General features: G+C 58.1%; 23 protein-coding genes. 7 read left to right on the forward strand and 16 right to left on the reverse strand.

Going from position 1 to position 26,899, the window contains the following annotated elements:
• Positions 1–358 precede the first annotated feature (358 nt).
• The 5 genes from QMZ18_RS32565 to QMZ18_RS32585 all read right to left on the reverse strand — a co-directional run bounded on the left by QMZ18_RS32565 (position 359) and on the right by QMZ18_RS32585 (position 4,808).
• Positions 359–1,066 (reverse strand): ABC transporter ATP-binding protein, encoded by a 708-nt coding sequence (locus QMZ18_RS32565; RefSeq protein WP_282610611.1) that lies wholly within the window; start codon positions 1,064–1,066, stop codon positions 359–361.
• A complete protein-coding gene (locus QMZ18_RS32570; RefSeq protein WP_282610612.1) occupies positions 1,059–1,835 on the reverse strand; it encodes an ABC transporter ATP-binding protein in 777 nt (258 codons plus the stop codon). Before QMZ18_RS32570 ends, QMZ18_RS32565 begins: the two co-directional genes overlap by 8 nt.
• On the reverse strand, positions 1,832–2,680 hold the full coding sequence (locus QMZ18_RS32575; protein WP_282610613.1) for a branched-chain amino acid ABC transporter permease: 849 nt from the start codon (positions 2,678–2,680) through the stop codon (positions 1,832–1,834). Before QMZ18_RS32575 ends, QMZ18_RS32570 begins: the two co-directional genes overlap by 4 nt.
• Positions 2,681–2,684: 4 nt before the next feature.
• Positions 2,685–3,545: a branched-chain amino acid ABC transporter permease gene (locus tag QMZ18_RS32580; protein WP_282610614.1), complete on the reverse strand. Its 861-nt coding sequence runs from the start codon at positions 3,543–3,545 to the stop codon at positions 2,685–2,687.
• Positions 3,546–3,644: 99 nt separating this feature from the next.
• Positions 3,645–4,808 (reverse strand): ABC transporter substrate-binding protein, encoded by a 1,164-nt coding sequence (locus tag QMZ18_RS32585; protein WP_282610615.1) that lies wholly within the window; start codon positions 4,806–4,808, stop codon positions 3,645–3,647.
• A gap of 1,038 nt (positions 4,809–5,846) precedes the next feature.
• On the opposite strand from QMZ18_RS32585, the gene QMZ18_RS32590 reads away from it, so the two are divergent.
• Positions 5,847–7,610: a methyl-accepting chemotaxis protein gene (locus tag QMZ18_RS32590; protein ID WP_282610616.1), complete on the forward strand. Its 1,764-nt coding sequence runs from the start codon at positions 5,847–5,849 to the stop codon at positions 7,608–7,610.
• A 1,101-nt stretch (positions 7,611–8,711) separates the two neighbouring features.
• Entirely contained in the window at positions 8,712–10,241 is a 1,530-nt protein-coding gene (locus QMZ18_RS32595; protein ID WP_322097540.1) for a PAS domain-containing methyl-accepting chemotaxis protein, read from the forward strand.
• A gap of 237 nt (positions 10,242–10,478) precedes the next feature.
• Here the strand turns inward: QMZ18_RS32595 and QMZ18_RS32600 are convergent, their stop codons facing one another.
• From QMZ18_RS32600 to hutC, 5 genes are all read right to left on the reverse strand, one after another.
• Positions 10,479–11,462, reverse strand: a complete 984-nt coding sequence (locus QMZ18_RS32600) for a DUF3137 domain-containing protein (protein WP_282610617.1) — start codon at positions 11,460–11,462, stop codon at positions 10,479–10,481.
• On the reverse strand, positions 11,459–12,397 hold the full coding sequence (locus tag QMZ18_RS32605; protein ID WP_282610618.1) for a DUF3137 domain-containing protein: 939 nt from the start codon (positions 12,395–12,397) through the stop codon (positions 11,459–11,461). The genes QMZ18_RS32600 and QMZ18_RS32605 overlap by 4 nt, the downstream gene beginning before the upstream one ends.
• Positions 12,398–12,416: 19 nt before the next feature.
• Positions 12,417–12,998, reverse strand: coding sequence for a LemA family protein (locus QMZ18_RS32610; protein WP_282610619.1), 582 nt, complete (start codon positions 12,996–12,998; stop codon positions 12,417–12,419).
• Positions 12,999–13,227: 229 nt separating this feature from the next.
• Entirely contained in the window at positions 13,228–14,745 is a 1,518-nt protein-coding gene (locus tag QMZ18_RS32615; RefSeq protein WP_282610620.1) for a DUF4173 domain-containing protein, read from the reverse strand.
• A gap of 218 nt (positions 14,746–14,963) precedes the next feature.
• Positions 14,964–15,689 carry a histidine utilization repressor gene (gene hutC / locus QMZ18_RS32620; RefSeq protein WP_282610621.1) on the reverse strand — a complete coding sequence of 242 codons (726 nt, stop codon included), beginning with the start codon at positions 15,687–15,689 and terminating at the stop codon, positions 14,964–14,966.
• 195 nt (positions 15,690–15,884) lie between these two features.
• On the opposite strand from hutC, the gene hutG reads away from it, so the two are divergent.
• Positions 15,885–16,679: an N-formylglutamate deformylase gene (hutG, locus tag QMZ18_RS32625; protein ID WP_282610622.1), complete on the forward strand. Its 795-nt coding sequence runs from the start codon at positions 15,885–15,887 to the stop codon at positions 16,677–16,679.
• Between the two features lie 7 nt (positions 16,680–16,686).
• Here the strand turns inward: hutG and glyA are convergent, their stop codons facing one another.
• Positions 16,687–18,009: a serine hydroxymethyltransferase gene (glyA, locus tag QMZ18_RS32630; protein WP_282610623.1), complete on the reverse strand. Its 1,323-nt coding sequence runs from the start codon at positions 18,007–18,009 to the stop codon at positions 16,687–16,689.
• Positions 18,010–18,139: 130 nt separating this feature from the next.
• Here glyA and QMZ18_RS32635 point away from each other — a divergent pair, with 130 nt between their 5' ends.
• Positions 18,140–19,039 carry a LysR substrate-binding domain-containing protein gene (locus tag QMZ18_RS32635; protein ID WP_282610624.1) on the forward strand — a complete coding sequence of 300 codons (900 nt, stop codon included), beginning with the start codon at positions 18,140–18,142 and terminating at the stop codon, positions 19,037–19,039.
• A 56-nt stretch (positions 19,040–19,095) separates the two neighbouring features.
• Here the strand turns inward: QMZ18_RS32635 and QMZ18_RS32640 are convergent, their stop codons facing one another.
• On the reverse strand, positions 19,096–19,542 hold the full coding sequence (locus QMZ18_RS32640; RefSeq protein WP_282610625.1) for a GNAT family N-acetyltransferase: 447 nt from the start codon (positions 19,540–19,542) through the stop codon (positions 19,096–19,098).
• 138 nt (positions 19,543–19,680) lie between these two features.
• Positions 19,681–20,697, reverse strand: a complete 1,017-nt coding sequence (locus QMZ18_RS32645; RefSeq protein WP_282610626.1) for a hypothetical protein — start codon at positions 20,695–20,697, stop codon at positions 19,681–19,683.
• Between the two features lie 500 nt (positions 20,698–21,197).
• On the opposite strand from QMZ18_RS32645, the gene QMZ18_RS32650 reads away from it, so the two are divergent.
• A complete protein-coding gene (locus QMZ18_RS32650; RefSeq protein ID WP_282610627.1) occupies positions 21,198–21,386 on the forward strand; it encodes a hypothetical protein in 189 nt (62 codons plus the stop codon).
• A gap of 12 nt (positions 21,387–21,398) precedes the next feature.
• Here QMZ18_RS32650 and QMZ18_RS32655 read toward each other — a convergent pair whose 3' ends face one another.
• The 3 genes from QMZ18_RS32655 to QMZ18_RS32665 all read right to left on the reverse strand — a co-directional run bounded on the left by QMZ18_RS32655 (position 21,399) and on the right by QMZ18_RS32665 (position 23,698).
• Positions 21,399–22,274 (reverse strand): hypothetical protein, encoded by an 876-nt coding sequence (locus tag QMZ18_RS32655; RefSeq protein WP_282610628.1) that lies wholly within the window; start codon positions 22,272–22,274, stop codon positions 21,399–21,401.
• Between the two features lie 118 nt (positions 22,275–22,392).
• A complete protein-coding gene (locus tag QMZ18_RS32660; protein WP_282610629.1) occupies positions 22,393–22,986 on the reverse strand; it encodes a hypothetical protein in 594 nt (197 codons plus the stop codon).
• Between the two features lie 13 nt (positions 22,987–22,999).
• A complete protein-coding gene (locus tag QMZ18_RS32665) occupies positions 23,000–23,698 on the reverse strand; it encodes a TetR/AcrR family transcriptional regulator (protein ID WP_282610630.1) in 699 nt (232 codons plus the stop codon).
• 454 nt (positions 23,699–24,152) lie between these two features.
• Here QMZ18_RS32665 and QMZ18_RS32670 point away from each other — a divergent pair, with 454 nt between their 5' ends.
• Together QMZ18_RS32670 and preA are read left to right on the forward strand one after the other, a co-directional pair.
• Positions 24,153–25,499 carry an NAD(P)-dependent oxidoreductase gene (locus tag QMZ18_RS32670; protein WP_282610631.1) on the forward strand — a complete coding sequence of 449 codons (1,347 nt, stop codon included), beginning with the start codon at positions 24,153–24,155 and terminating at the stop codon, positions 25,497–25,499.
• Positions 25,500–25,585: 86 nt separating this feature from the next.
• Positions 25,586–26,863 (forward strand): NAD-dependent dihydropyrimidine dehydrogenase subunit PreA, encoded by a 1,278-nt coding sequence (preA, locus tag QMZ18_RS32675; protein ID WP_282610632.1) that lies wholly within the window; start codon positions 25,586–25,588, stop codon positions 26,861–26,863.
• Positions 26,864–26,899: the final 36 nt, after the last annotated feature.

The raw sequence follows: 26,899 nt of genomic DNA on the forward strand, positions 1-26,899 counted from the left end.
GGCTGTCGAGATGGAGTCTCGGGACTGGGGATACACAGGCCGCGATGGACGTGATTACGTTTGATCGGGTTCCGGGCAGGAGAGGATTTGAAAGCGGATCTCAGGTTTTTGTATGGGCACACGACACCCTAAAACCCGGCACTTTGCAGGAGTAGGCCAGGGCGACCGTTCGTCCCTGACGCTCTCAGCTCGGTATATTTTTCCAACCTCACTGCTCGAATGGCATGGGTCCTCTGCGGTGGCGTTCGACGGCGCCGATCAGAACCGTGTCGGTCGGGTAGTGGCTCATATCGGCGTCTGCGGCCTGGAGGAATCACTGTCCCGATTATCGTAGCTGTCAGAACGACGCGGCAGGACGTTAACCGGCGAGACCCAGATAAGCTTCGATCAATTTTGGGTCTTCACGGGCGTCGGCGGCAGACCCCATCCAGACGCTGCGGCCGGATTCCAGGACGCAGACCTGGTCGGCGACGGCGAGGGCGCGCTGGGTGTTCTGTTCGACCAGCAGGATTGTGATCCCACGCTTTTTAAGCTGTTGGATGGCGTCGTAGCAGACATCGACGATCTTGGGCATCAGGCCCAGGGAAACCTCGTCGATCATCAACAATTTCGGATCGGCCATGAGCGCCCGGCCGATGGCCAGCATCTGCTGTTCACCGCCGGAGAGCGAGCCGGAGCGCTGATGGATGCGTTCTTTCAGGCGCGGAAAGGTTGCCAGCACCATCTCGCGCATTTCGGCCTCGGCGGCACGCGGGCGGCTGTATCCGCCCATCGTCAGGTTTTCCTCGACCGACATATCCGCAAAGAGACGGCGGCCTTCCGGCGCCAGGGCGATACCTGCCGTAACCCTTTCGCGCGCCGGCAGGTTGGAGATATCGCGGCCGTCAAAGGAAATGCTTCCACCCTGCAGCTCGACCTGGCCGGCGATGGTCATAATGGTCGAGGTCTTGCCGGCACCGTTGGCACCGACCAATGCGAAGATCTCACCCTGGGGGATCTCCAGGCTGAGACCATGTACGGCAGTAAAGGCGCCGTAACCGCACTTAAGGTTCTCCAACTTAAGCATCGGCCCGCTCCTCGTCCGGCTTGGCGCCACTTCCCAAATAGGCGGCCTGTACCGCCGGGTCGTCCATCACCGCGCGCGGCTCGCCGGCTGCCAGATTGCGGCCGTTGTCGAGCACGACAAGGCGCTGGCAGATGCGCAGAACTTCGCTCAGGTTATGTTCGATCAGGATGATGGAGAGGCCGCTCTCGTTCAGGGCCACGATGGTGTCGGCCAGGCGTCCGGCTTCCAGGTGATTGAGTCCGGCCAGGGGCTCGTCAAGCAGCAGCAGTTTCGGATCCAGTGCCAATGCACGGGCGACTTCCAGGCGCTTCAGCATACCAAGGGGCAGCGACGAAGGCTCGGACTCCGCGACTTCCGAAATCCCGACCTGCAGCAGCAGTTCAAGCGCGCGCTCACGCTCTGCGCTCCGCAGGCGGCGACCGAGCGCCGTGAGCGGGGACGCGGTCTTGGCGTGCCCGGCGGCGAGGGTGACGTTGTCGACGACGCTCATGCTGCGGAAAGGGCGTACGATCTGCTGCGACAAGCCGAGACCGCGGCGAACGCGCTGGTGAGTCGGCAGCCTGGTGATCGGATGACCTTCCAGTGTGACTTCGCCGGCCTGTGGCGTGACCACGCCGGTGATGCTCCGCATCATAGTGGTCTTGCCCGCGCCGTTGGGGCCGAGCAACCCCAGCAGTTCGCCGGGCTGCAGGTCAAAACCGGCGTCTTCGAGGGCGGTGACACCGCCGAAGCGCACCGTGACGCCTTTAACGCTGAGCAGCGCGGTCATGGTCTGCCTCCCGCGCGTTTTGCCAGTGCCGTCACCATGCCTGCCAGGCCATTGGAACTGAACCGCATTACACAGAACAACAAAGCACCGTAGAGCAACAGTTTGTAGTCGGAGATGAACTGTAGCCAGAGCGGCAGAACCGAGAGCACAGCCGCGGCAAGGACGACACCCCAGACCGACCCGATACCTCCGACCACCACCATGGCCAAGACCGTGATGGATTCGACAAAGCCGAAGCTGTCCGGGTCGATGAAACGGATGTTGTGGGCATAGAGTCCGCCCGCCAGCCCGGCCAGGGCCGTGCCCATGGCAAAGGCTGAAAGCTTATAGCGGGAGACGTCGATACCCAGCATGCGGGCGGTGTCTTCATCGTCGGCGATGGAATCGAAAACGTAACCCATCCAGGACCGCTTGAGGTAAAGACTGAAGGCGGCGGCCGCGGCAGCAATCACCAGCACCAGCAGCATGAAACCCGCTTTGGAAAGGCCGCTGCCCGGAATACCGGAGAGACCCATTTCGCCGCCCAGAAAATCCTGCTGACGAACGATGCCGAGAAAAAGAAAACCGACCCCCATGGTGGTGATGGCCAGAAAGTCGTGCCGGACCCGGAGCGAGGCGATACCCACGACCGTGCCGATGACGCCGGCCAGCAGGGTTCCGGCGGCAAGTGCGAGCGGAAAGGGCAGGCCGCTTTTGGTGATCATCGCCGCGCAATAGGCGCCGATGCCGTAGAAGGCGGCGTGGCCCAGGCTGATCTGTCCGCAAAAGCCGGTTATCAGATTTAGACTGAGGGCGAAGATTACCGAAATGCCCATCGCGGTCAGGAGCGTGATTTCGTAGGCCATGCCGTCAGGCTTTCCCGAAGAGGCCCTGAGGCCGGATCATCAGCACGGCGATCAGGAATGCGAAGGCGATGGCGTCGCGGTCCAGGAAACTGCCCAGATAGATGGTGCCGAAGGATTCGATCACGCCGAGTGCCAGGGCGGCGATCAGCGTGCCGCGCAGGTCGCCCAGGCCACCAAGGACGATGATCGCCAGAGCCTTGTAGCTGGGCACGCTGCCCATGGTCGGCTCCACCAGATTGTTCAGCAGCGCCACGATCACTCCGGCCGAGGCCGCGAGGGCCGAGCCGACGAAAAAATTGATGTCGCGGATGCGGGCGATATTGACCCCAAAGGCTTCGGCCATCTTGGGGTCGGTGACGGTGGCCCGCGAGGCGGTGCCGATGCGCGTGCGGCCGGCGAGAAAAGCGAGACCCCCGATCAACACCACGGCACCGACCATGGCGGCCAGCTCGGCCTGTTTCAGATTAACGCCGAGGATACCGACCGGATCCTGCAGGGGCGGTGCGACATAGGAAAGACCATAAGGGCCGAAGATCAGGCGGAAGAGTTCTTCCATCATGATGAACAGGCCAATCGAGGCGATGAGCGCAACGTAAGGCGGCCGCCCGAGCAGGGGCTGATAGCAGGTGCGGTAGATCGCGATTCCGAACAGGCCCATGGCGGGCATGGCGATCAGCAGGGCCAGCGCCAGGCTGCCGGTTGCGTTCGTCACCAGAACGCCGATGTAGCCGCCCAGGGTAAAGAGCCCCGCGTGGGCCACATGCAGGATCCGCAGCAGGCCGTAGACCAGGGTCAGGCCGACGGCAATCAGCGCATAGATGCTGCCCTGCACAAGGCCTTGCAGCAGGAGTTCGAAAGCGAGCATCGGGTTGTGCCTCGGTGAGAAAACGGCAAAAAAAGAGGCCGTCCCGCCTTGCTGCCATCAATGCGGCAGGAAGGCGGAAAACGGCCCCTCGGGTTCAGCTTACTTTTCCGGCGGTGCCAGCAGCTCGGGATCGCTGATGATGGAATGGCGATGCCAGTTGCCGTCCTTGACCACCTGAACCTGAACGTCCTTACGCACTTCGCCCAGGCCGTTGAAGGAGATGGTGCCGGTGGAGGCTTCGACCGACAGCCCTGCGATGGCGTCGCGGATCGCCTTGGGGTCGTCGCCGCCTGCTTTCCTCAGGGCGGCAACCGCAACCTTCATGGCCGTGTGGCCCGAGGCTGCGACCATGTCGGCCTTGTAGCCGGCCTTTTCTTCAAAAGCCGCGATAAAGGACTTTGCTTCCGGCGAGTCAGAATCCCGGTCCAGTGAGGTCGTGATGATCACGCCTTCCGAGGCTGGGCCCGCAATCTCGATAAATTTCTGCGAATCATAACCTTCCTGACCGATAACCGGTACCTCGATGCCCCCGGCGCGCAGCTGAGAGACGAGCGGACCGGCCGTGAAGAAGTAGCCCGAGGCATAGATCGCTTCGGGCGCATCCGACTTTACTTTGGCGACAATCGGGCCGAATTGGCGGTCCTTGATGGAGTATTCGTACTCGCTGACCACTTCGATGCCGAATTTCTCCGCCGCGTCCTTGAAGCCATTCGCCAGGGACTTGCCGAAGTCGTTCTTCAGGGTGATCAGAGTGACCTTTGTCTTACCCAGGCTCTCCCCGATCAGCTTGGCGCCGGCCCGGCCCTGAACTTCCCCGACGAAGGAGGTGCGGAAGACATAATCGCCGGAACGGGTGATTTCGGGGTGAACCGCGAAGGCCGAAATGTAAGGGATGCCGGCCCCCTGGAAGACGCCTGCGGCAGCACGGGTGGCCCCGGAATAGCTGCCGGAGATGGCAATTTTAACTTCGTCCTGCTCAATCAGTTTGGTCGCGATCGGAACGGCGGATTTCGGCGAAGCCTGATCGTCGTAGATCACCAGTTCGATCGTCTTGCCGTTGATCCCGCCATTGGCATTGGCCTGTTCGGCGGCCAGTTGCGCCCCGATCAGGGCCGACTTGCCGTCCGCAGCCGCGAAGCCGGTTTGCGGCACGTTGATGCCGATCTTGATGCTGTCGGCCAGCGCGGCGCCGGTGAGACCAAACGTCGCTGAGGCGCCGAGCGCGGCCGCGAAAGCCGCGAACCTGATGAAGTCTTTTTGCATGTCGAATCCTGTTCCCCTGATGGACCGGCGCAGCGTTTATTCACCGCGCTTTGCCGTTACGCCGAAACTCGCTTTCGACGCTTGTTTTTCGGACAGCTGTTGTCCCAGGCCGAGGTCTGCGGCTGTGTCACTTTGGGTCCTTTTTGTCCGCGTTGTCCCGAAAAAGAACCCCTTTGCCCCTCGAGCCTGTCTTTTTTGCGCGCCACTGGCTGCGGCGTTTTATCTCACTTGTATATACAAGTATAGGCAAGGGCTTTTTCGAGAGTCAAATCTTGCGCTCTGACCAGGTGAGAACAGGATGCGGCCGGTCAGGCCGTGGAAGAGTGGCTGTCGACGGGGCCCGATCGCGGGTTTCCAGTGAGCGGTGGTTGTGATCACTTTTTTCCCTCAACCCATACGACACTATCGGAGCCCGCTGCGCGTCAGAGTGTGGCGCAACAGCCGCCAAATAATCGTCTGAAGAGAGTTTTCTCGCGACAGCTTTGGTGACCTGCCGCACGTGCAGTTATGCAATTTCGTCTTTTTTCAAAGAGCTATGGAGGTTTTCCCATGAACTGGAAACAGCTCTGCGGTTGTCGTTTATCTGGAGTGTTTCTTTGAAGCGAACAATGCATGTAATACTTGAGATTGTGCAGAGACTTTATGTGTTTTGCAATCGCAGGGTAATTGGATTCTAAAGTTGTATTTGGTGAATATAGTAAAAGTGAAAAATAACGTCAGATAAATAATGATTTTAGTAAAAATTTAACTCGCAAATGGTTTGTTTGCGAGAATTGATGATTTGAAATGAGGGCTTTACGTGAATTTCCGGAGTCCTTCGCGTATCGGCTAGAGCGGCTTCGCAATTCCGGAGCGCGAGATGATAAGCGGCAGCCTGACAAGGTTCTGAAGGTACGGCTCCCGCCTACGGCTGCATTCAAACCATCACCGCTGACTCTCCGGTCCGACTATGGCGGCTATAAGCCTTCTCGTCGGTTCGGTTTCGGGTTTTGGCAGAGGCACAGGTGACAGCCTGGGAAAAGCGAGAGAAGAGAGGGAATGACAATGTTAACTGGGTTCAAGAACATTAACGTCAGCACCAAGGTGCTGGCTGTCGTCGGCATATGTCTGGCGGCGCTGGTCGGGGTCGCGGCTCTGGCGATTGTTCAGATGAATAAGATTGGTGGCGAGATCGAAGCCATCGCCGAGCAGGACGTTCCGCTGACAGGGATGGTGACCAACATCACCGTTCATCAGCTCGAGCAGGCGATCAGCCTGGAGCGTGCGATGCGTTACGGCGAGTCGATGGCGCACGACAGTCATGCCGCGGAAGGCTTTGAGAAGGCCGTCGAGACCTTTGAAAAGCTCGCCAAGAAGGTGGATGCGGAGATCAAGGAAGGCGAGGAGCTTGCCCACGAGGCGGTGGGCCATGCGCACTCTGCCGAGGAGGCCAAGGAGTTTCAGCACGTGCTGGACGTCCTGACCAAGGTCGAATCCGAACATGCGGCGTTCGACGAACAGGCGTTTGAGATTTTCTCGCTGCTTTCCAGCGGGAACATTGACGAGGCTGTTACGAAAGAGCCGGCGATCGAACAGGCGGAAGAGGCTTTGAATCATGAACTGGAAGCCTTGCTGGAAGAACTGGTGAATTTCACTGCGGCGGCAACTCTGACCGCCGAGGCGCATGAGAAATCCGCCCTGCAGCTTTTGGTCATATCGACGATCATTGTATTTGTGACGGCACTTGCTCTTGCGCTGCTGCTGGTACGCACGTCTGTCACGCGGCCGCTGAAGTCTCTAGTGACAGCGGTCGATGGCCTTGCCGCCGGTAACACCGACGTCGAGGTGTCCGTGGATGCCGACGACGAGATCGGCAAAGTCGCAAAGTCGCTCCATATTTTCCGCGGGAAACTGATCGAAAATCAAGAACTTGAAGTCAAGGCCGCTCAGGAAAAGGAGCGCGCGGAGCAATCGCGTCGGGATACTCTGCTGACCATGGCTGACAAGCTGGAAAACTCGGTTGGCGGTATCGTCCAGGTCGTTGCGTCCGCGTCGACGGAGTTGCAGGCGTCCGCTCAGGTCATGAGCTCGACGGCCGATGAAACCAACTCTCAGGCGTCGGCGGTCGCGGCTGCTTCCGACCAGGCGACCAGCAACGTGCACACGGTCGCCAGTGCAACCGAAGAGCTTTCGAGCTCGATCAGCGAGATCAGCCGACAGGTGGGGCAGTCCTCCTCAATCACCAAGAAAGCGGTCGATGAGGCCAGTAGAACCACTGCGACCGTGCAGAGCATGGCCGAGATGGCGGAAAAAATCGGCAAGGTCGTGAACCTGATCAACGATATTGCCGAGCAAACCAATCTCTTGGCGTTGAATGCGACAATCGAGGCGGCGCGGGCCGGCGAGGCCGGAAAAGGCTTTGCCGTGGTTGCGTCCGAAGTCAAAAACCTGGCCACGCAGACCGGCAAGGCGACGGAGGAGATCTCAAGCCAGATTTCCGGTATGCAGGAGGTCACGGGAGAAACCACCAAGGCGATCGAAAGCATCAGCGCGACTGTCAACGAGGTCAACGACATCGCAACGAACATTGCCGCTGCTGTGGAAGAGCAGGGGGCCGCGACAAGAGAGATTGCGCAGAGCGTGCAACAGGCCGCACAGGGCACCCAGGAGGTGACGTCGAACATTTCCAAGGTCACTCAAGCATCCGGTGAGGCTGGGGAGGCGGCAGGCCAGGTCCTTGAAGCTTCAGGCGAGCTGTCCACCCAGTCTGAGACTTTGCGGCAGGAAATCGACGGTTTTCTTGTGGAACTCCGCTCGGCGTAACAGCGGCTGACACCGCCTTATCGATAAGAGCCTCGTCCGCTTGCCGGCGAGGCTCTTTTTTTGCCGAAGGTCTGAAATGGGCGAGGTGAGCGCCGTGGCCGCTGCAGCAACGCGGCCGCCCAGAACGGGGACCAAGACATGGCTGAGGCAAATGCGGCGTACAGCCAGCAGATCGCCCAGTCGTGCAGGACGTCTCTTTCGACATGTCTCGAGACCGATTACCGGGATTATCCGAAATCGGTGAATGTGTGTTGCATACAACAGGATTTCGTTAAGAAAACGAACGCAGGCTGTTTTGATAGAATGCTCTTTTTGTATCAGTGGCATTTTTTTTTATGCCTTGAAATCTCGCCAGCGCGGGGCTTCCTGCAGACCCGGAAGCAAATTAAACGGCTATTGGTTTTTCCCCAAAAGGTAGGCTGAAGTATTGGTCAGAAACCCTACCTGAAAAACCCAGTTAACTAACTATAGATAGATTTATTCGGCGCCTTGTTGTGATGGCGATGATACTTGTTTCGACCTGAATCACTCGCGAAGTTATTAAATTCAAAAGGTTTTGAAGAGATTGCCGTGAAAAGCAAAGATACCGCTTAGGTGGAACCCGTTCATGGTAGCAGTTTTGTCTAGATGTATCCAATTCACATCATATCTGCCTGGCGAGATTAAGTTAAGATACAATTAAACGAAAACAATATCGGTCGAACGACTTGATTTACTGAGTAAAAAAACTCCTGAGTTTATTTCGAGGCTGCCGAAAATTTAGAAAAAATTAATTCGCATACTGCTTTTATTTGAGCGTTCGAGGAGATAGGTGCCAGGCGTTAAGCCGGAATCAGATTGATCTCTTTGATGGGAAATTTGCGAGCTCGGCAGGGTGTTCGAGCAGACTGTCAACGTTGTGGTGGTCGTATTGTGAATAAGGGATTTTGAAAGAAGTTATCGGTGAATTTCGCCTTCAGGCTCGTAGAAGAATACAGCCTGTTTTGGGTGGATACCGGCGATAAAGTTCTTCCCGGCCACAAACTGCGGCGCTCCACGGTACCAGGCATTCATGAAGCGGTTTTACCTCCGCGATGTGAGGCGGGTGAAAGGAGATAATAGGTGTTTAAATTCGGCTCGAGTGGCGCCAGTGGCGCTGCACAGAACAAGCTCGGTGCGGGCGAGATGGAAATGATGCTCGCGGCCCTGGATAAATCGCAGGCTGTCATTCATTTCAAACCCGATGGAACGATCCTCTTTGCGAACGAGAATTTCCTGGGTGCGTTGGGGTACGCACTCGATGAAATTCAGGGTCAGCATCACAGCATGTTCGTCGAGCCTGGTTATGCGAAAACCGCTGAGTATCAGCAGTTTTGGGAAAGCCTCGCCCAGGGGAATTACCAGGCCGCGGAATATAAGCGTATCACCAAGGACGGTTCGGAGATCTGGATCCAGGCCTCCTACAATCCGATTCTCGATAAGTCCGGTAAGACGGTTAAGGTTGTGAAATACGCGACCGATATCACCGCGCAGACGCTGCAAAACGCCGACTATCGCGGTCAGATCGCTGCGGTGAATAAATCGCAGGCCGTCATTGCCTTCGAACTGGACGGTACGATTATCGAAGCCAACGAGAATTTCCTTGGTGCGTTGGGGTACGCGCTCGACGAAATCAAAGGTAAACATCACAGGATGTTCGTCGAACCCGCTTTCGCTCAGTCCGCTGAATATAAAGCTTTCTGGGAGGCATTGGGGCGCGGCGAATATCAGGCTGACGAATACAAGCGTGTTACCAAGAGCGGCGAGGAGATCTGGATCCAGGCCTCTTACAATCCGATTTACGATCCAAACGGCAAACCCTTTAAGGTCGTGAAGTTTGCGACCGATATTACGGCGGCGGTCCTGGCGCGCCAGGAAGCTGACCGCGTCGGTAAGCTGGTTGACGAAAATCTCGATAAAATCTTGAACTCGGTGGGGTCTGCCAATGAGCAGTCTGCAACGGCTGCCAGCGCTTCTTCCCAGACGCTGCAGACGGTTCAGTCGGTTGCCGCAGCGACAGAGGAATTTCAGTCCACCGCCAATGAGATCGGGCGCAGCATGGAAACCTCCAGAACGGAAGTTAGCAAGGCGCTTGAAGAGGTCGTGACGGCGGACGAGTCGACCCAGAAACTCACCAACCAGGCGCAGGCGATGAACAGCGTCGTTGACGTCATTCAGGAAATCGCCGGGCAGATCAATCTGCTTGCACTGAACGCGACCATCGAATCCGCAAGAGCCGGAGAGGCCGGTAAGGGATTTGCCGTTGTGGCTTCCGAGGTCAAATCCCTGGCAAACCAGGTCGCGAACGCGACGGGGCAGATTTCTTCGGAAATCGGCGGCATGCAGTCGGTGTGCGGGGATGTGGTTGAGCGTCTGCAAAGCATCAGAGGCGCGGTCCAGGCCGTTGAAACCAGTGTCGCAACCGTTGCCGGGGCCGTCGAAGAGCAGACGGCAACCACGCGAGAGATCGCAGAGAATATGCAGGCAGCGGCGACCGCGGTCGGCGATATCAACACGAACCTCGATACAATCTCTGGCGCTGTTGGCGACGCAAACAGCTTTGCGAAGGAAGGTACCGAACTCTTCCGGAGCCTTAAGACCAACGCAGCGTAATATCTACTAATTGTGGCTAATGAGTTGATGTGCCGGCCTCGGCACCTCATCTCAAAGCCCGGTTAAACCACAGATACCGGTTAGGGGCCTTCGGAGTGTGTCGAAAAGCCTGGTCGCGATGCGCCGCATCAGATGACGCTGCATCGCCCGCGGTCTTTCTCCTTACCCGAAGATCCCTGTAGACACTCTCTATGGGTCATTACCAACGCTTCTTGGTGTTAATTCCGAGTTCGGGGATCAGATGGGAGAAGGTGCTTTGCTTTTGCCAGCCAACTGCAGCACGTCGAGAGTTTCGAAAATCGCCTGAAACCGGATCAAGGCCGCCTGCAGGCGTCGTTCGTCGGTTGCAGTAAAACCGGGATCGGTGATGTCGATGGCGTTCTCGGTCAGATCGACACTCATCAACATGGATGAACCCGTGAATGCCAGCTGGATGTCAAAGCCCAAGAGCTCTTCCAGCGCCAGCAATTGCCCCCTCAAAACCGGAGTCATGATACTCCGGGCTTCTGCGTCATCCGTTGCATAGACTTCAAAGCTTTGCTCGAAAGTCCAGTCTTTGAGATCGACCCGTTCCGGGGGGTGCTGAAAACGATCCGCAACGTTTTGCAGGCAACGGTCGTTTTTCAGGACGAGGGTTTGTCCTACGTAGTTCTTCTTCAGTTCGAACACAGAAAGCAGTCCGTTGAAGACGATACTGCCGGCATCGCTGCCGTGCTTGCTGAGCTGGGCATCGGTTTGCAGAAAGACGATGCCTTTGTAAGCCCCTGCCAGCTGGTTTTCGAAACGCGATGCGCTAAAGCTGTCGATCAGTCCGAAGCCGGCGAAACTCTCCGCGTTCGATTGCATCGGGGCGAGGCTGTAGGAAATGCCCGCCGCATCGCAGAGCGGTTTGAAAATCTCCTGACGCATTGCCAGCCCGATATCGCGTTGCGGGCGTTTGCTCAAGGCCCATTGGGCGCCTGCACCGACCAGCAGAGCGAGCAGGACGGCATTCGTTACGTCCATGGCTATCAGCGAAAGACTGCCGACCACGACAGCAAGCGCCAGAGCAGCGATCCAGGTCAGTTCCGAGTTGCGTTTCCAGGCACGCTGCTTTCGTACCAGTTCGATCAGCCTCGGCGCGATCCCGTCATTGTAGATGGAGACCGCCATCTCGGTGGAGAGGCGAATACTCGTGCGCGTTGAAGCGGATCGTTCGGGGCTGGCCGTGGTGGCGTTCAAAGTTTCGTCTCGGCGTTGAGGCGGAGCGTATCGACCACTTCGAAGATCATGGACAGGTCGGCGACAATCGCCCGCAGCCTGTTCCTGTCGGCCAGCGGGGCGTCCAGGTTCCCGATGTTGAAGGCATCACGATTGAGTTCGACCGACATCAGGAGAGAATTGCGGTCGAAGGCCAGGCGGACCTTGGAACCCAGGCGCTGCTCCAATGCGATCAGGCGATCCATGAAGGCGGGCGTCAAAAGATAGCGCGCCTCGATCTGGTCACTGGCGTAGACCTCATAAGCGCGTTCGAAGCGCGGGTCTTCCAGATTGACGCGGTCAAGGTTTTTACCGATACCGCCTAGAAAATTCCCGATCAATCCGCCGTCGCGCAACACCACTGTGCGGCCCTGAAAGCCCTTGTTCACTTCGAAGGCCGCGAGCAAACCATGAAAGACGGTGCGCGTATTCTTGTCGTCCTTGTCCTTGAGATGCGCATCGACGAGCGAAAAGGCGAGGCCCTGGTAGCGTCCTGAAACTTCGTCTTCGAACTGGCTGCGGTTGAAGCTGCCCACCAATCCGAGTTCGCTGAAATACTGGGCGTTCGAGCCGTCGGGAAAGAGATGATAGGTGAAGCCCAGCGCGTCGCAGAGTGGAATAAAGATTTCCCGTTTTACGCTTTCGGTCAGCTGCTTCAACGGCCGGGCAATCAAAAACCAGTAAGTGGCGGCGCCCGCAGGTAAAGCAAAGAAGACGGAATCCACATCCCGTGAGACAAAAAAGAACGCAATGGCCACCGCTGCGCCGGCAGCGAAAACGAGCAGCCAGTTGCGCACCATCTTTCTCTTGAATGCGAGCCGCTCGTGATCCCGTGCCTGCAGACGCGGTGCGATGTTTTCTTCGAACTCCGCTTCGAAGGTTTCCATGAGAGACCGGGGTTGGGGTGCTTGGGGCATCTGCATTTTCCAATCCCCTCTATTTCAAGTAATCGTCGACGTTGACCGCCGCGCGATGACTGGTGTCTTCCATCTCCCAGAACGGCATGGACTTCACGCGTGCCCAGCCCGCAATGAGGGTTCCTGGAAAGATTTCGACTGCATTGTTCAGGTCCGATACCGCAGAATTGTAGAATCGCCGGGCGGCCGAGATGTGAGCTTCGGCCTCCGTGAAGGTGTCCTGCGCCTTGGCGATGGTATCGGCAGAGCGGAGTTCCGGATAGTTCTCTGCCACCGCAAAAAACCGCGCCATCCCCGTTTGCAGCTCCTGCCCGGCGGTCAGATGAGCCTGCACGGCTTCCGGGTCATTGGGGTCATAGCCCGAGTCGACGCGGGCACGCAGGGCCGTCATGCCTTCCAGCAGATCCTTTTCGTGTTCCATAAAGCGACCGGCGAGTTTCAGGATATTTGGCAGAAGGTCGTGCCGCTTTTTGAGCTGAACATCTACGGAAGACAGCGCTTCGCGTGCCGTGTTGCGGCGGCTGATCAACTTCGCATACCAGAAGTAGCCGAGAACAACCGGTACCGCGATAACGATCATTAGTATCGTTCCGAATTCCATCCTGTCACTCCCCCCGAAAGTTTAGGATTCGTCGAAGACTGAAACAAACAGCGATCATTCTTAGTGTAGCCGACGTAAATTTTCGAGGTCTATTTCAAAAAGCAAAATAACCCCCGAACAGTAACCAAAGGTTAACCGTAATGACCCACGGCGCAGAAAAATCCAGGTGGGAGGTCACTCAAGAGAAAAATACCTGGTCTGGGACTGTAAGCGCCAGAGATCCTGCGCTCTATTCGTCGTTGTTTTGCGGGTCGTCGCGCCGCTGTGTTTGCAGGCTGTTCAGCAAGCGTTGACGCCGAAAGGACCAGCTCCGCCAGTTATCCGTTGCCTCAAGAAGATCGCGTTCGAGGACCTTGACGAGGTGCTCTGCCAGGCGGCGGTTTGGGTTGCGGAACGACGTTTCCCGCAGATAGAGCTGCAGCGCCGGCAGTGCCTCCGGCCCGATCTGTTCGATGTAACCCAAGTCCACCCGCTGGCCGGCCCCGCCCAGCTCCTCGCTGTTTCTCACGTTGAAGTCCGCGACGATCCCGCCGAAGTTCAGGAAACTGCATATGCCGAGCACTGCAAGCAGGCAGACTGCATTGGCATTGGCCAGCCAGGTTTCCGACCTTGCACGCGCAATTCTATAGATAATCAAGGCGAGGCCCGAGGCGACCAGTCCCATCCAGATCAACGCCGCGACCCGCAAATAGGTCAGACCGTAGACCTCGACGTAGTTCAAAGTGCGCCATATCGAATTGACGGTCAGGAAGATGTTCTGTCCTATCCAGAGATAGACGAGGTAACGGATTGCTTTTGACTTTTGAGCCGCGCCGCCATCGCGGAATGCAATCACGGTGAAGGCGCCCGCCAGCAGGGCGGTCGCGATCAGCGGATAGGCGCCGCGATGGGCGTAGCCGGCGTAACTCAATCCTTCGGGCAAAGCAGAACCGGACCAGAGATAAGTGATGTCCGTGAAAGTCTGGGCGAGGAAGATCAGGTTGAACAGGACCAGGGATCTGAAGACCGCTTCTGCGGAAAAGAAATGCTCGATCCCGTACGACAATGCTGCGCGCTTTGGAGCGATTGGCGGCTGAACGGCCGCCTGGATCTTGGACAGGCGCGGCCGAAGAAAGGCCCAGAAAAGGATCAGGCTGACGAGCCAGAAAACATGACGCAGGGGATGAAGGAGAGAAATGAACCACCACCAGTCCATTTCCGGAAACCAGGAGTCGATGACGGGGTTGGCCTGGACCAGAAACAGCGAGAAGACCGCACCTAGTACGATTGGCAGGACCCAGCCGCGAACCTGGGTTTTGAAAAAGCAGGGCCTGGGGCGATGACGTTTGACACGGCGAAGGCGGTAAGCGTCCTCCACGATGCGATAGGGGAGCTGGATGACGGATGCGTACAGCCGCTTGACCCAGGCGGCTGCCGACTCGGGCCAGGCATGGTTCGGCGGCAAGGCCAGCGCAACCGCACCTGCGATCACCAGGCTGCCCGCGAGAAGACCGGGAGCCTCGACGAACGCCAATGTCATCAACAGCGATGCCGTGATGATCACCTTGCCCTGAAAGCCGCGAAGCCAGGTGCCGTTGTGGAGCACAAGCAGCGGCAGGAACAGCCAGGTGAAGACTGCCAGGTTCCAGCCGATGGTCCGGTCATAAAGCAAGAAGTCTGAAGCGAAGGCCAGTGCCAGGGCCGTACCGATTTTCGCCGTGACGGATTGCCGGGCCTTGGCCGCCAGGTTTACGAGATGAAATGACATTTGAGCTGTGTCCCCTGCTTACTCACGTCTGCCGCTGCGGCGACCGCACCGAAGGGCGGGGATGGGGCGCGAAGAATCGGCTGCGCCTAGGCTGCATCGGGCGAGGGCCAGTGGGAGGGAATTAAGCGGCAATTCCGGGGTCGGATTACGTCATTACCGCGGACAATTCAGGCAAGGATGGGATGGCGCGGGGGCGAAATGAGCGGTGGCGCGTCGTTTTAGCTGCTGCTGAAGCGGCCCCAGAGCTGATAGCGGTCGCCAGGATGGATCAGGCGGGCGAAGGTGACGCTTTTGTCGCCGGACCAGGTGCGCCGTTTGAGCAGCAGGCATGGAGACTGCGGTGTGATCGACAGCAGGCGGGCAGTCTCGGCATCGGGTTGGATCGCCTGGATCACGTGTTCGGCTTCGCTCAAGGGCGCGGCCTTGACCAGATATTCGTAGGGCGTGATGCTGCGAAAATCCTGATTCAGATAGTCCGGAGCGGCCGCTGGATTGACATAGCGGTCTTCGAGCTGGACCGGGCGGCCATCCTCATAGTGCACGATCAAGGAGTGAAAAATCTCGCTGCCTTCTTCCAGTCCCAAAAAGCCTGCCTCGGTGCTGCCGCTGGTTTCGGCGCGCAGCATATAAATCTCCGACCGATGTTCGTGTCCCCGCTCGCGGATCTCGTCGGCGATGTTGCGGATGTCCAAAACGGCGGACTGTGGCCGGCTCTCGGCGACGAAGGTTCCGGCGCCCTGGGTGCGGGTCAGCCAGCCCTCGGATGTCAGTTCCCGCAGGGCGCGGTTGACGGTCATGCGCGAGAAGCCGAGCGTGCGGGTCAGCTCGTTTTCCGACGGCACGCGCTCGCCTTCGGGCCAGTCCCCCTTGAGAACGCGCTTTAGGATGTAGTCTTTAACCTGTTGATAAGCAGGCAGGTTATTATCGTCCTGAGAAAGAGTCATGCGGCCCGTTCCGATCGTCTCCAGGCCCGTCAAATCATGCCGCCGTGCAATGACTTCGTGCCGAAGTCGTCGCGACGGCGTAATCGCAGACCGCCTGCTTGTATAGACAAGTGAGGCCAGTCTGACCAGCATGCCTTGCCAGATCGGCGAGGAAGAGGCATTTCTGTAGGGCAAGTATCATTTTACGAGAATCCGATGGAGCCCTTTGTCTTTACGCCGGGAAACGTGCCGGTTCTGCTGTCGATGCCGCACAGTGGCGTGTTCATACCGCCCAAGCTGCAGACGCGCATGACGCCGGCGGCATTGGAGGTGCCGGATACCGATTGGCATCTGCCCCAGCTTTACGATTTTTTAGACGACCTGGGCATCGCAGCCATTCGCGCAACGCATTCGCGCTACGTCATCGATTTGAACCGCGATCCCAGCGGACAACCGCTCTATCCGGGCGCGAACAACACGGAGCTGTGCCCCACCACAAGTTTTTCAGAGGCGCCTTTGTACCGGCCCGGCGAACAGCCTGACGAAGCGGAAATCGATGCCCGCCGGGCAGCGGTCTGGCAGCCTTATCACGACCGTATCGCCACTGAGCTTGCGGCCATCCGGGAACGGCATGGTGTTGCGGTGCTCTGGGACGCGCACTCGATCCGCAGCGAGGTGCCGCGTTTCTTCGAAGGCCGCCTGACCGATCTGAACCTGGGAAGCGGCGGCGGCGTGACCGCGGCTCCCGAGCTGCTGCGGCGGCTCGGCGATATTGCGCAGGTGACAGCCGACTACAGCTTCGTCATCGACGGACGCTTCAAGGGCGGCTACATCACCAGACACTACGGCGACCCGGCGAACAACGTCCATGCCATCCAGCTGGAACAGTCCTGGGCAACCTATATGAACGAAGACCCGCCGTTTGGCTTCCGCGAGGACCTGGCAACCGGCGTTCGCCCGGTACTGCGGCGGTTTCTCGAGAGTGTCGCGGCCTGGGCGCGAGACGCCTGAGTTCCAGCTAATCCCGGATGAAATGTAGCTTGCTGAAACCTCGGCGAAACGCCGTGACTTCGCTTGCCACATCCTCGGCCCGTTCCTCCGTCAAGGCCCGCGCGATAAAACCGGCGAGTTCCGGCATGTCCTTCGCGGTCATGCCCCAGCGCACGATCTCCGGCGTGCCGAACCGCAGGCCGTTCATATCGCCGGTAACCGCTTCGATCGGCAGTCCGATGCCGCAGGTCAGGATGTTGGCCCGGCGCAGCCGCTTGGCCGCAGCCTGACCGCCGCCGAACCGGGCGGCTTCGATGGCGAACTGATGGGATGTGGTCATCCCCCGCGCTGTCGAGAACAGCGGTAAGCCTTTCTCGGCGAGCGCTTCGGCGAGAGCCGTGGCGGTCTCGACCATGGCGGCGGCGTAAGCCTGGCCGTGTTCCCGCCAGTCCAGCAGGCTGATGGCGAGGGCCGCCGATTTCGCGGCATCGAAGTTCGCGGTCAGGCCGGGGAAGGCAATGGCATCAAGCCGTTCCGCCAGGGCTGCATCGTTGGTGACGATCAAGCCACCTGCCGGTCCGCCCAGCGATTTATAGGTGCTCATGGTCATGATATGCGCGCCCTCGGCGAGAGGGTTCGCCCAGGCGCGGCCTGCAATCATGCCGCAGAGATGGGCGGCGTCGAACAGCAGATGGGCGCCGACTTCGTCCGCGATCGCGCGCACCTCGGCGATCGGATGAGGCAGCAGGTTGAGGCTGCCGCCAAGGGTGATCAGCTTCGGTTTGACCCGCTGCGCCAGACTGCGCAGCGCCTCGACATCGACGCTGTAGCCTGCCGCATCGACCGGCGCGGTGTGGATCTCTACGCCATAAAGGCCGGCGGCGCCTGCACCGTGGTGGGTGACGTGCCCGCCGATCTCTGCGGGTGGCACGATGATCGCGTCGCCGGGTTGGCAGGTTGCCATGAAGCTATAGAGGTTGGAGAGCGCACCGGAGGCAACGCGGATTTCCGCGTAGCGTGCGTCGAAGATTTCCGCAGCCAGTTCGGCGGCGATGACTTCGATCTTCTCGATGGCTTCCAGGCCCATCTCGTACTTGTCGCCCGGGTAGCCGAGGGACGGGCGTGATCCGAGGCCCTGTCCCAGCGCCGCTTCCGCCTTGGGGTTCATCACATTGGTCGCGGGATTGAGGTTGATGCAGTCGCGTTCGTGGATCGTCCGGTTTTCCAGCATCAGGCTGTCGACACGGGCTTCGATCGCCTCTGAATCCGTACCGGCGGTTTCCACGGCGATGGATTGGATGTAGCGCTCGGCGTCCGCAGGCACCCAGTTTCGGTGGTTCAGGTTCGGCATGTTCGTCTCTCTGTAGATGCTGTGCGGGCAGTGATGCCCGGGAATTCGATGAGAAGAAGGATGCAGCGCTGGTGGCGTCTGGGCAAACCAGTTATCGTCGAGACTAGGCATAGAAAAATTGAGTCTTATCATGGCTGTCGATCCCCCCAGACCCAGAGCGATTCCCCTGAAGGCCCTGCGGGCTTTCGAGGCGGCGGCCCGCCACGAGAGCTTCGTTCTGGCTGGCGAAGAGCTCGCCGTTACGCCGGGCGCCATTGCGCAACAGGTCAAGCTGTTGGAGGAATGGGCCGGTTGCCGGTTGTTCGAGCGCAAAGCGCAGGGTGTCAGTTTGAGCGAGCCGGGGCATGCGGCTTTGCCTGCTCTGAAGGCGGCCTTCGATGCGTTGGGTGCGGCAGCGCAGGATCTGCGTCGGGCGGGGATGCCGGGTTCGATCCGTATTGCGGCGCTGCCGTCCGTGGCGCAGCTGTGGCTATCCCCACGCCTGCCTGCTTTGCGGGCGGCCTTTCCGGAGCTGCTGGTGTCCGTGACCGCCCTGGAGCCGCCGCCGAACCTGCTGCGCGAATCCTTCGATCTGGCGCTGTTTTTTCTGAACCAGATGCCGCAAGACGTCGAGTGCAGCGTGCTGTCCGAAGACCGCCTCTTTCCCGTCTGCACGCCGGAGCTTGCACAGAAGTTGAAGCGGGCGGGGACGCCATCCCACGACGTTCTGCTGCATGACGAGACCTGGCGCGACGACTGGCCGGAATGGCTGCGTGCCGCACGGGCACACAGCGGTAAACACCGCCATGCCAGTGACGGCCGCAGCGGTCCGGTTTTCTCGCTCTACAGTCTCGCGGTCCAGGCCGCGGTCGACGGAGCCGGCCTGCTGATCGGCCATCAGCCGCTGGTCGAATCCGCGCTGGCACGCGGGCGTCTGGTCCAGGCTTTCAACTTTTCCCTCCCCAGCGATAAACCGCTCTGCGCGCTCTATCCCAAGGACAGTGCCGAGAGCGGTCTGTGCAAACAGGTGGTCGATTGGTTGAAGTCGTAAGGGGAAGATCTTCCAGGAAGTCCGCCTGCTGCGGCGTGGCTGATCTGCAGAGGCGTTTAGGGCCTGCGAATTTCCATACCCGTTTTGCGTTCTGCACTGAAGCCGAGCGACCCGTAGAAGGCGACCGTGTTATCCCGCTGCTTTCCCGTCATCAGCATGACCTTGTAGCAGCCGGCTTCCCAGGCTTGCTCGATGGCATAGTTCATCACGGCTTTGCCTGCACCGCGCCCGCGGCAGGCGGTATCGGTCACCACGTTCTCAATCACGGCGTAAGAGGCCAGATTGCGGGTAAGGTTTGGAACGATCACCAGGGTGCAGGTCGAAACCGCGTGCCCATCCTCCAAGGCGATGAGAATCCGCGTCATAGGATTCTCCAACATTTGCAACAACACTCCGTCCGCCGTTTCCCGGTCGGGTAGCGGATCCGCTGGATTGAGCTGCTGATACAATCTCAGTAACTCGCTCAGGTCCGATTGTTGCGCCGGGCGAATGCTTATTGCCATCGATGTGTGTCCTCTTAACAGGCCGCGTCCTTAGACAGATAACTTGTCATATCAGGGTGCATTGCCGTGAAGATCCGGCCAATGTCGACAGGCGCATTAAACAAATGAAATCTTGCGAACGACGTGTTTCACAAGGTTTCAGCAGCTCACTTTCATGGGTCTCGCAATCTTGAGAGATAGCAAAAAAATGAGCACGTATGGCCAGAAATAGAGCGACAACATACCCAGAACCGTGGAGGATTTCTGCTTTTCCTCTGTAATATTCGAGCTGATCGCGCTTTTCCCCTCGTCAAACGCTTTCTTTGTTTTGTGGACCGCTGATTCCAGTTTCGCGCGCTCTTCATTGGTGCTTGCGGCATCTTGAAAGTCGGTCAGGGCCCGAACTATTTCGCTCAACTCGAAGCTGTTCGAACCAATGACTATTGTGCCACTGCCATAGTTCCTGAAAGCATCGGCATTTTTCATGATGTGTTCGAGATTTATTTGTTGAGATATCTGCAAGTTTCTCTCGACTCCCAAAGCTTGAGTGGCTTTATCGCAGGCTTGTGAGTCAAGCTCTCGCTGTATCTGTTGCTGAAATATTTCTTGCCGGGTTTGGGTGTCGTCGAGCTGGACCTGAAAGACCATTGCTCTTCCACAAGCTGCGGCATCTTCAGGGCTCAAACGGGTTGTTGCATTAACTTCGACTCGTCGTGCTTCTCTCAAGAATGCATTCGTGTTTTCTGACACAATGCTGAGTAATTTCTGCATTTGGGAAACAGTCAATTCGAAATTTTCCAGTTGGTCCAATGCTTCTATATGAGATTTGCCAATCGACTTTAGGGCGGTAGTTTGTTCGAGCTCAAATCTCTCGATGCTTTGATGTGCGAAAAAGACCAGCACACCAATTATGCCAGCGCTATAGTAAAGCGCGTCCACTGCTTCTTTGTGGAAAAATTTGGATTTCAGCGAAAAACGAAAAGCAATTATGACGCTTACAAGCGCGGCGCCGGAAATGTAATAGGGACTCGACTCAAACGCGGTATGGCCGATGACAGCAGTGATTGCGATGCAAAGAAAGTATCCACCGCAATACAACAGTCCTTGGCAGAAGGTAGTGTTTTCTCCAGGAACTTCGGCGGTTTGAGACTCGGATTGTTTGATGCCAGAGAACATTGGTCATTACCTATTGAGGCGGCCCGTTAGAGCTTTTTCGCAAGAGTCTGATCGGTCAATGAAAGGGCGTTCGCGTTTTTGACTGTCTCCATTAGAAGCGGTCGTGCGCTATGAACGCTCGTCTCGGCAATGCTGCTCATTGCGAACGGTGGCGATGCTGTTTAATACCAACGCTCCTTGGTACAACAGCTCCGTCAAGTCGTGCGTCCTGATAGGACCGGGCGTACATGAAAGTACGCAGGCTGATATCTTTCTAAGTCGTCGAGCCGCCATATTACACTGCATGATGTTATCGCGCGCCTTTTTATCGATCGTATCTCTCCCCATATGGAAATAGGTATTGGGTTTTCTTGCGGCTTTTCTTGGGCCGCCGGAACCCAACACTGCGGGTAGGTTGCGAAGCGGTCATGTGTACGGTCCAGGCTGCTTTGAACGGAGCTTATCAGACGTGATCTCGAGTGCTGGTTCGAAATGAAAAGAAACTCAGGAGCAGACTCGCCATGCGTTCACTACTGATCATCACTTGCCTTGCCATTCCCCTTACCGCCTGTGAAACCACGGCGCAGAAAGTCTGCCGCGGCGAGCGGGGCCTGGAGCCCGGTAGCCAGGCCTATGCCGATTGCGAGAAGGCGGAGTACGACAAGATCGCCTGGCGCATACGCCGGACACAGAACATCGGAAACAAATAGAGTAAAACCCCGCTAACGGGTTCGCTCGTCTTGCTCACGCCGTGATGAAGCGGTGGCGGTCTGCGTCGTGGCGATTGCCGCCGCTTTTGTGGCAGCCGCGGCCGTCATGCTTTCGGCCGCGCTGATCATGGCCTGCTGCTCCATGCGCTGCTCGAACGCCTCCATGATCTTCTCCTTTTCCTCTGACGGCAGATTTGCGAACTGCTCCGGGGTCAGGCCCTTTTCTTTCAGAAACGCTTCGAAGTAGCGTTCTTCCGGGCTCTTGCTCATGTAGTCGAGAAAGTCCTGCACTGCGTCGCTGGCGGTCGATTTTTCTGCAGTCGATTCTTCTGGAGTCGGTTGTTCGCTCTGCGCCATCTGCTGAGCAAGAAACGCGGATCTGGCCTGTTTGGTCTTCTGCAGCTGTTCGTAGGCCGGATCCGCCTTCATCGCAGCGTAGTCGATGTTCGACTGCGGCTTGGCCAGTCCCTCGTATTGCGATTGGGACAGGGCAGAGGCAGATCTTTCCACCTTCCCGCCCAGAAGCTCGGCAATCTTTTCCGCACGAGCTTCCGCCAGGACAGGTCCGGTCTTGCCGTTTACGTCTCCGGGCAACTCCCCATGCAACCGGCTGCCAAGGTCGTTGGAGGTTTTGACGAAGCCATTGTTATCGAGCCTGGCAACGACCTTGCCGTTCAAAGTGACGGTCGCGTAGCTGTTGTAACCCGGGTGTTGCGATGTGTCTGCGCCACTGCTGAAGCGCAGTTCCAGAAACTTCTGCTGAATTTCGACGAAGTGCTGGAAGGTTTCATTCGACGCTTCGGCAATGTTGATTTTCTTCAGCTTGCTGGTGTCGATTGCTCTGACATTGGCTGCGCTGAGGTCGAAGCCTGCCGTTTCATGAGTCATCGCCTGCATCCCTATAGGTTTCGCATTCGCCTTTAGGTAGCAAAGAATGTGCCAGTACGAGTGGCGCCGGAATCACGATGACTGCACGACCGCATGATACCGAATCCGGTGTTCGCCCTCAGGCTGGTTTCGCTATCGCATCCAGCTTTTTGGAGATTTCGGCACGGGCCTTCCGTGAAAGGAAATGGCCGGGGATGTGAAAGAGGAACGATGCCCAGGCTGTTCCCATGCGTTTTCGATCTTTCGAAGCGATGAAAGACCTTAGCGCGTTTAAGCTATCGCGATCGAAAGCCCAGAGTGTTTTGCCCCGGTAGTCAACCTGGAAAAAGGCTTCTTCTGGCCAGGTTAGCCGATGTTTGCGCCGAATGTTACACGATGGGCAGCAAAGCGTGCCGAAGTCGGGATTGTGGCTCCTAAATCCACGACCTTCCGCCCAACCCTTGGGTAGGTAACCTTTTGGCAGGCTGTGCTCGGCCTCTCGGTGGGTGGTTCCACGAAGCCCATGATAATAAACCGCGCCATGCCATCGGTTGCCCCAGGAATTCTGGAACCAATGATACTCGAAGGCCCGGCTTCTCTTAAAGGCGGCCACATGCTTGCGCCGCTGAATGTGGCGAATATCTGCGAATTCAAACACGGCTGCAGAACCGCATCCCGGACACTTGACGGCCAACACGTCTGGAACGGAATACCAGTCGTAGATGTGGGTCATTGCTCTTGCCGCCTTAGTCTGCCTTCACCCCGCAGCCCTTCAGGACGATGCGGGTGATGGTTTGGACCGCAGTCTCGAAGTCGTCTTCGGTCAGATCGCGGTGATGCAGGACCGCCTTGGCCTGAACCTGGAAGTCGGCGTAGTGCTGGGTCGAGGCCCAGATCAGGAACAGCAGGTGGGCGGGCTCGACCGGATCCATCAGACCCTTCTTGGCCCAGCCGCGCAACACACAGGATTTCTCGGCAACCCATTCGCGCAGATCCGAACCCAGATAGTCTGCGAGGATCGGTGCGCCGCGGATGATCTCATTGGCGTAGATGCGCGAGGCGAGGGGCCTGTCGCGTGACAGCATGACTTTGGTGCGGATGTAAGTGGAGAGTGCCTCGGCGGGATCGTCGTTTTCGGTGATGCGTTGAAAGGGCTCCAGCCAGAGGTCGAGGATATTGTCGATCACCGCGCGGTAGATGGCTTCCTTGGTGCTGAAATAGTAGTGCACGTTGGCCTTCGGCAGCGCGGCCTTGAGCGCAATCTCGGCGGTTGTTGCGCCTTCGTATCCCTTGGCGGCGAACACCTCTTCAGCGGCAGCGATGATCCTGGCTTTGTTGCGAGCCCGGATCTGGCCGGTTTTGCTGGAGTTCTTGGTGGCGGTGCCGCCGTTATCCCCGTTTTGCGTATCCCCGAGCGCTTCACTGCGCCTTACATCTTCGGTCATGAACTTTTGACTTTTCCTCTCATCGCGGCCCCGGACCGCAGGTCCTGCTTGCTGTTGCTCCTCTCATTTCACCTCTCAGAGTGCGATTGTTCTTGATGGCAAGGGTCAAGACGGTAAATCGCCTCCCAACGATTTCGATAGAGGCTGATTCAGTGAATGCGATCAGGCTCCAGAGTCGTCAAAGCATAGCGTCAGTCGGGCTGCGGTGCAAAATTCCTTCTCTGCGGTAAAGCGGGGATCCTTGACGTAACGGCCTGTAGAGTGTGGGATTATAAGTAAAAATGAGACGCATTCGCAAGTTTTAATCTATTGATATTAAATGTTCTTTGTCAGGAAATTAAAAAAGTTGACCAAATGGTCAGAATTTGACTAACCTCTATTCTAACAACAGGGCCGGACACTAGAATCGGCCTTAAGAAATACGTTTTGAACAGAGACATACTGGGACCGAACGATGACGGCTTCTGCTGATATCCAGGCAGGACGGCTGCGTCCTGACGATTACGTCGAAAACTTCAACGATGTCCATCCGCCGCTCGACCGAAAACGGGCGCTGATTGAATCGGCGCGCTGCTACTACTGCTACGATGCGCCCTGTGTCGAGGCCTGTCCGACGGGCATCGATATCCCGAGTTTCATCCGCAAGATTTCGACCGATAACGTCAAGGGATCGGCGGTTGATATCCTGACCGAGAACATCATGGGCGGGGCCTGTGCGCGGGTCTGTCCGACCGAGATACTCTGCGAAGGTTCCTGTGTACGGAACACGCAGGAGGAAAAGCCGGTCAACATCGGAGAGCTGCAGCGCTACGCGACAGACCATCTCTTCGATAGCGGCCAGCAGGTCTTTGAGCGCGCGGCGTCCAGCGGCAAGAAAGTTGCCGTTGTCGGTGCCGGGCCGGCCGGTCTCTCGGCGGCGCATCGTCTCTCGCTTCTGGGCCATGACGCGGTCGTCTTCGAGGCGCGGGATAAGGCGGCCGGTCTGAATGAGTACGGCATCGCGGCCTACAAGGTTCCTAACGATTTTGCCCAGCGGGAGGTCGAGTTCATTCTGTCGCTCGGCGGTATCGAACTGCGCTGCGGTCAGGCGATCGGCAAGGACTTTTCTCTGACCGAGCTGCGCCGTGACTATGATGCGGTCTTCCTCTCGATGGGGATGGCGGGTGTCAATGCACTGGGGCTCGAAAACGAGGATCTGGAAGGGGTGGTCGACGCGGTCGACTATATTGCCCAACTGCGTCAAAGCGGCGATCTTGCCCAGTTGCCGGTTGGCCGCAAGGTTGTGGTGATCGGCGGCGGCAACACCGCCATCGACATTGCCGTCCAGACCAAACGCCTGGGCGCCGAAGACGTCACCTTGGTCTACCGGCGCGGCAAGGACAATATGAACGCCACCTGGCACGAGCAGGAATTCGCACAGCTCAACGGTGTGAAGATCAAACATTGGGCTCAGCCGACCAAGCTGATGGGGCAGGACGGGCAGGTGAAGGAGATCGAGTTCGAATATACTCAGCTCGATGACAATGGCCGCCTGATGGGCACCGGCGATCACTTTTCCCTGCTTGTCGATCAGGTCTTCAAGGCAATCGGGCAGAGCTTCGTTCCTGCGCCGCTGATGAATGGCGCGGCCGATGTGCTCGAACTTTCGAGTGGGCGGATCGCCGTCGACGAAGACCGCAAAACCTCTCTGTCGGATGTTTGGGCCGGGGGCGACTGCGTGACCGGCGACGATCTGACGGTTGCCGCGGTCCAGGACGGCAAGGTGGCCGCGGGGGCAATCGACCGTCATCTGCGCGGCTGACTAAAGCGTCGCCATAGCGTGCGGCGAAATGAGAAAAAAGATTAACAGGCAGCTTTAATAAGCTGAAAATTATAGGAGAGGTCGAGGTGGCTGATCTTCGTTGCAACATAGCTGGCGTGCAATCTCCCAATCCCTACTGGCTGGCTTCCGCGCCGCCCACCGATAAGGAATACAATGTTGTCCGAGCCTTTAAGGCGGGCTGGGGCGGTGTGGTCTGGAAGACCTTGGGCGAGGACCCGCCGATCGTGAACGTGTCCTCGCGTTACGGCGCGGTGAACTATAACGGCACCCGCATGGCCGGCTTCAATAACATCGAGCTGATCACCGACCGGCCGCTCGACGTGAACCTGCGCGAGATCAAACAGGTCAAACGCGACTGGCCGGACCGGGCCATGGTGGTCTCGCTGATGGTGCCCTGCGAAGAGGAGAGCTGGAAACGCATCCTGCCGCTGGTGGAAGACACGGGTGCCGACGCGGTCGAGCTCAACTTCGGCTGCCCGCACGGTATGTCCGAGCGCGGCATGGGCTCGGCGGTCGGGCAGGTGCCCGAGTACATCGAGATGGTGACGCGCTGGTGCAAGAAGTACACGCGCATGCCGGTCTTCGTGAAGCTGACGCCGAATATCACCAATATCCTGCACCCCGCACGGGCCGCGAACACCGGTGGTGCGGATGCCGTCTCGCTGATCAACACCATTAACTCCATCGTTACCGTCGATCTGGACGCCATGGCGCCGACACCGATCGTCGGCGGCAAGGGGGCGCACGGTGGCTACTGCGGCCCGGCGGTCAAACCCATCGCGCTGAATATGGTGGCCGAGATCGCGCGCGATCCGGAGTGCCAGGGCCTGCCGATCTCGGGTATCGGCGGTGTGAGCACCTGGCGCGACGCGGCCGAGTTCATCTCACTCGGGTCCGGTTCGGTGCAGGTCTGCACGGCGGCCATGCACTATGGCTTCAAGATCATCGACGATCTGACCGACGGTCTGTCGAACTGGATGGATTCCAAGGGACATCAGAGCCTGGAAGACTTCCGCGGTGCGGCGGTGCCGAACGTGGTCAACTGGAATCAGCTCGACATGAACTACGAGTGCATTGCCGAGATCAATCAGGACCTCTGCATCAAGTGCGGTCTTTGTCATGTCGCCTGTGAGGACACCTCGCACCAGGCGATCTTCGCGAAACGGGTCGATGGCGAGCGCCGTTACGAGGTCAACGATCCGGAATGCGTCGGCTGCAATCTCTGCATGCTTGCCTGCCCGGTCGAAGATTGTATCACCATGCGCGAAGTCGATAACGGCAAGCCTTACATGAACTGGTTGCAGGATCCGCGCAATCCGGCGAACATCAAGGCTGCTGAATAAACCGGTCTTTAGGACCGACAGGGGAGACCAAGGTCT

The organism is Pelagibius sp. Alg239-R121 (genome assembly GCF_947331435.1).
GTDB lineage: Bacteria > Pseudomonadota > Alphaproteobacteria > Kiloniellales > Kiloniellaceae > Denitrobaculum.